The organism is Candidatus Binataceae bacterium, assembly GCA_035500095.1.
GTDB lineage: Bacteria > Desulfobacterota > Binatia > Binatales > Binataceae > JAKAVN01.
Window position 1 is genome coordinate 1 of sequence record DATJXN010000071.1, and the last position, 3,343, is coordinate 3,343.

Genomic DNA, 3,343 nt, shown 5'->3' on the forward strand with positions numbered 1-3,343 from the left:
AACCTACCTGGTCACGCGCGGAGTCGACACGCTGATCGTCACCGGATGCACGACCAGCGGATGTGTGCGCGCGAGCGTGGTCGATGCGCTTTCGCACGGCTTCCGACCGATCATCCCGCACGAGGCGGTCGGCGATCGCGCAGAGGAGCCGCACGAGGCCAATCTGTTCGACATGGACAGCAAATACGGCGACGTGGTGGCGCTGGCCGACGCGCTCGCCTATCTCGAAGAACTGAAACCCTGAGCGCCTCGACGGATTTCCTCGATATCGCAACGGTGCGGATGCTACAGTTCCGCGTTGGCTTTTCGATCGCCGGCATTGATGTAGCCGAACGGACCTGGGAGGTCCGGGGAGAAGACGTGCATGTCTGACACCCGATCGCGCCTGCGGGCGCTCTTGAACGGGCCCGAAATGGCCGTCGCACCGTTCGTTTACGACTGTCTGCAGGCGAAGCTGGCGGAGCGCGCAGGATTCAAGGCGATCTATATGACCGGCTTCGGCACCGCGGCCGCGCGCGGGTTTCCCGACCTCGGTCTGCTGACGATGGGCGAGATGGTCGACAACGTGCGTGCGCTCGCGCGCTCGGTGGATATCCCGCTCATCTGCGACGCCGACACCGGCTACGGCGAAGCAATCAACGTGCAGCGCACCGTTCGCGAGTACGAGGACGCCGGCGCGGCGGCGCTTCATATCGAAGACCAGGTGTGGCCCAAGCGCTGCGGCTTCCTCGAAGGCAAGCAAGTCATTCCGCTCGAGAACATGGCGGCGAAGCTGCGCGCGGCGCTCGACGCCCGGCGCGATCCCGATCTCGTGATTATCGCGCGCACCGACGCGCTGGCGCCGCTCGGCTGGGAGGAAGTGACGCGGCGCGCCCGCGCTTATCGCGCGGCAGGCGCCGATCTCATCTTCGTCGACGGCATCAAAACGCTGGATGACCTCAAGACCTGCGCGCGGCTGCTCTCAGATCTACCGCTGCTGTACAACGGACAACTGCAGCATCCGACGGAAATCGCGAAATACGGTTTCAAGCTGATGATCCATATCGCCACGCTGTTCACCGTTTACCAGCGCACGCGCGACGCCTTCGTCGAGCTCGCGCGCACGGGCGCGGTCGCAGGTGGCGCCGGTCTGGAGCTCTTGCCCGAGATTACGGACCTTCTCGGCGCGCCCGAGATCCTCAGGACCAGCAAAAAATACGAAGTGTAATTTCGCACGAACGCGAAACCGTTGGCGCGCGATTTCAGCCGAGCAGCTCTTTCACCAGCTGCTTGGTCGATTCAAGATCGAACTCCCGGTACATCTGCAGGCGCTCGGCGGCCGGCGATCCGGAGCCGTGAATAATCTCGTTGTACCACCATCCCGCGTACTCCGAGGAGCACAGGTCGCCGATAAAGTGAAACAGTCTGATTCGATCGGCCGGCGAAACTCCGGGAGCGGCTTTGAAATACTTCTCGATGTACGGCGCGACTTCGGGATTTTTCAAATCCTTTACCGACGGCATCGTGACCGCGGCGCCACCGGCGACCTCGCTCAGCAGCCGGGTGCAGGTGTAATGAGCCTCCATGGTCAGATGTTTGCCCGCGTTGGTCATAACCGTGTCGGGAAAGGCGACGCCGTTGATGACCGTGTTTTTCATTGCCGCGGCGATCCCCAGCGCGTAGATGGCGCTGGCGAGCTTGATCATCTCGGCGATCTTGTCGCGGATGTGCGGTTTGTCGGCGACGCCGTTGTACTCCGCGATGAGCGCGGCAGCGCCGATAAACAGCTCGAGCTTGCCATAGTCGGTCCCCAGGTAGCCGTGGCGATTAATGGTGGCGAAATTGTTGGCGATATCGCCGCAGAACTCGGACTCGCCGCACAGGAAGATACGGTCGGCGGGGACAAAGACGTCATCAAAGATGGTCAGCGACTCGACGACCGCGCCACTGTTGCTCAGCGGCGCCTGATCCGGGTCGGCGGGCATGTTGATGCCACGCGCCACGAGCGTGATCCCTGGAGTGTCGACCGGAATGGCAAAGGCGACGGCATAGTCGCGATCGTCCTCGTGCATCGCGCGCTGCGCGATCACGACCAGTTCCTCGCAGATGACGCCGCCGGTGGTGTGAGCTTTTGCTCCGCGCACCACGATGCCGTCCTTTCTGCGCTCGACGACGTGCAGATACATGTCAGGGTCGGACTGTAGCGAAGGGCGCAGATTGCGGTCGCCCTTGACGTCCGTGATCGCGGCCGACCCGATATACTGGCGCCGCTGGAAGCTCCGCAAGTACTCTTTGAGCCGCGCGGTGTAGCCGGTCTCGTACTTGCGATCGACTTCCGGCAGCACCGAGAGCAGGCCGGCAAGTTCGTCGCGCGCGATACTGGTGTAACCGGTAATCGGGACGCGCTCGGACAGTTTGATCGCGGCGTCGAAATTCTGCAGCAGCCCGGCGGTGTCGTTGGGCATGTGCCAGAAGATGTGCACGTCCTCGCCGGTCAGTTCCGACTTCGCGGTCATCAGGCTTTGCAGCTTCGGCTCGAAGGCCGCGTCGAGCAGCCATTTGCCCCAGGCATTTATGGTCGATTGGAAAAGCGGATGCTCAGCGAGATTGGCGACGGCCTCTCCCTGCACGAACACGCGGCTTTTGAGGCGTCCGAGGCTATCTACGTAGTCCTGACCTTTTCGCATTGCCAATATCTCCGATGCGGCGGCGCGCCGGCTGCCGGAAACCCAGCGAGTTTAAAATCCAGTCCACGAACACCTCGGCGACATCCATGCGGGTCAGACGCCCGGCGGGTTTGAACCATCGCTCGACGTGGATGAGCGCTCCGTCGATGCCGAGAAAAACGAGCTTCGGATCCTTTATCCTGAAAACGCCGCGCCGCCTGCCCTCGTTCAGAACGCGCACCCACAGCTCGCGATATTCGGTCTGCTTGCGTTCGATCGAGGCTCGATAGGACGGCCGCAGATTCCTCAGTTCCGATTGCAGCAGCGCCGTTTCATAGGGGCCCGCCTGGCAGATGTTCGACACGACGAGGCGCCGCACCAGCTCCTCGGGCTCGCCGGCCGCCTCCAGGGCTTGCCGGGCGCGCGCAAGCACCTCGTCCATCAGCCGCTCCATCACTCTGAAGAGCAGTTCCTGCTTGCTGCTCACGTGGACGTAGATGCTGGAAGGGCGCAGGCCGAGATTTCGCGCCAAATCCCGCATCGAGGTACCGTCGTAGCCGTTGCGAAGAAAGAGCCGCGCCGCCCCGCTATCTATGCGGCTCTTGGTGCTGATCGCTGGAGCCGGCGATTTCGCGCGTGTTGCTGTTTGCCGGCGGGTAGTCATCGCATGGCCGTCCGAACGTTCGTTCGGGAACCTG

The 3,343-nt window shown here is 62.8% G+C and carries 4 protein-coding genes; 2 read left to right on the forward strand and 2 right to left on the reverse strand.

Annotation, left to right across the window (positions count from 1 at the left end; genetic code table 11):
* Both VMI09_07390 and VMI09_07395 read left to right on the forward strand, forming a co-directional pair.
* Window positions 1-244 (forward strand): isochorismatase family protein (locus tag VMI09_07390; protein ID HTQ24504.1); only part of this gene is annotated, 244 nt, incomplete at its 5' end.
* A 120-nt stretch (window positions 245-364) separates the two neighbouring features.
* Window positions 365-1,207: an isocitrate lyase/PEP mutase family protein gene (locus VMI09_07395; protein ID HTQ24505.1), complete on the forward strand. Its 843-nt coding sequence runs from the start codon at window positions 365-367 to the stop codon at window positions 1,205-1,207.
* A gap of 34 nt (window positions 1,208-1,241) precedes the next feature.
* Here VMI09_07395 and VMI09_07400 read toward each other — a convergent pair whose 3' ends face one another.
* Entirely contained in the window at window positions 1,242-2,666 is a 1,425-nt protein-coding gene (locus VMI09_07400) for a 4-hydroxyphenylacetate 3-hydroxylase N-terminal domain-containing protein (GenBank protein ID HTQ24506.1), read from the reverse strand.
* A partial coding sequence (locus VMI09_07405) for a TetR/AcrR family transcriptional regulator (protein HTQ24507.1) occupies window positions 2,638-3,343 on the reverse strand: 706 nt, incomplete at its 5' end. The genes VMI09_07400 and VMI09_07405, both read right to left, overlap by 29 nt.

Excerpts from the sequence above, each read along its gene's own strand:
- VMI09_07395 (HTQ24505.1), top strand. The coding sequence starts at position 365 with ATGTCTGACACCCGATCGCGCCTGCGGGCGCTCTTGAACGGGCCCGAA.
- VMI09_07400 (HTQ24506.1), bottom strand. The coding sequence starts at position 2,666 with ATGCGAAAAGGTCAGGACTACGTAGATAGCCTCGGACGCCTCAAAAGC.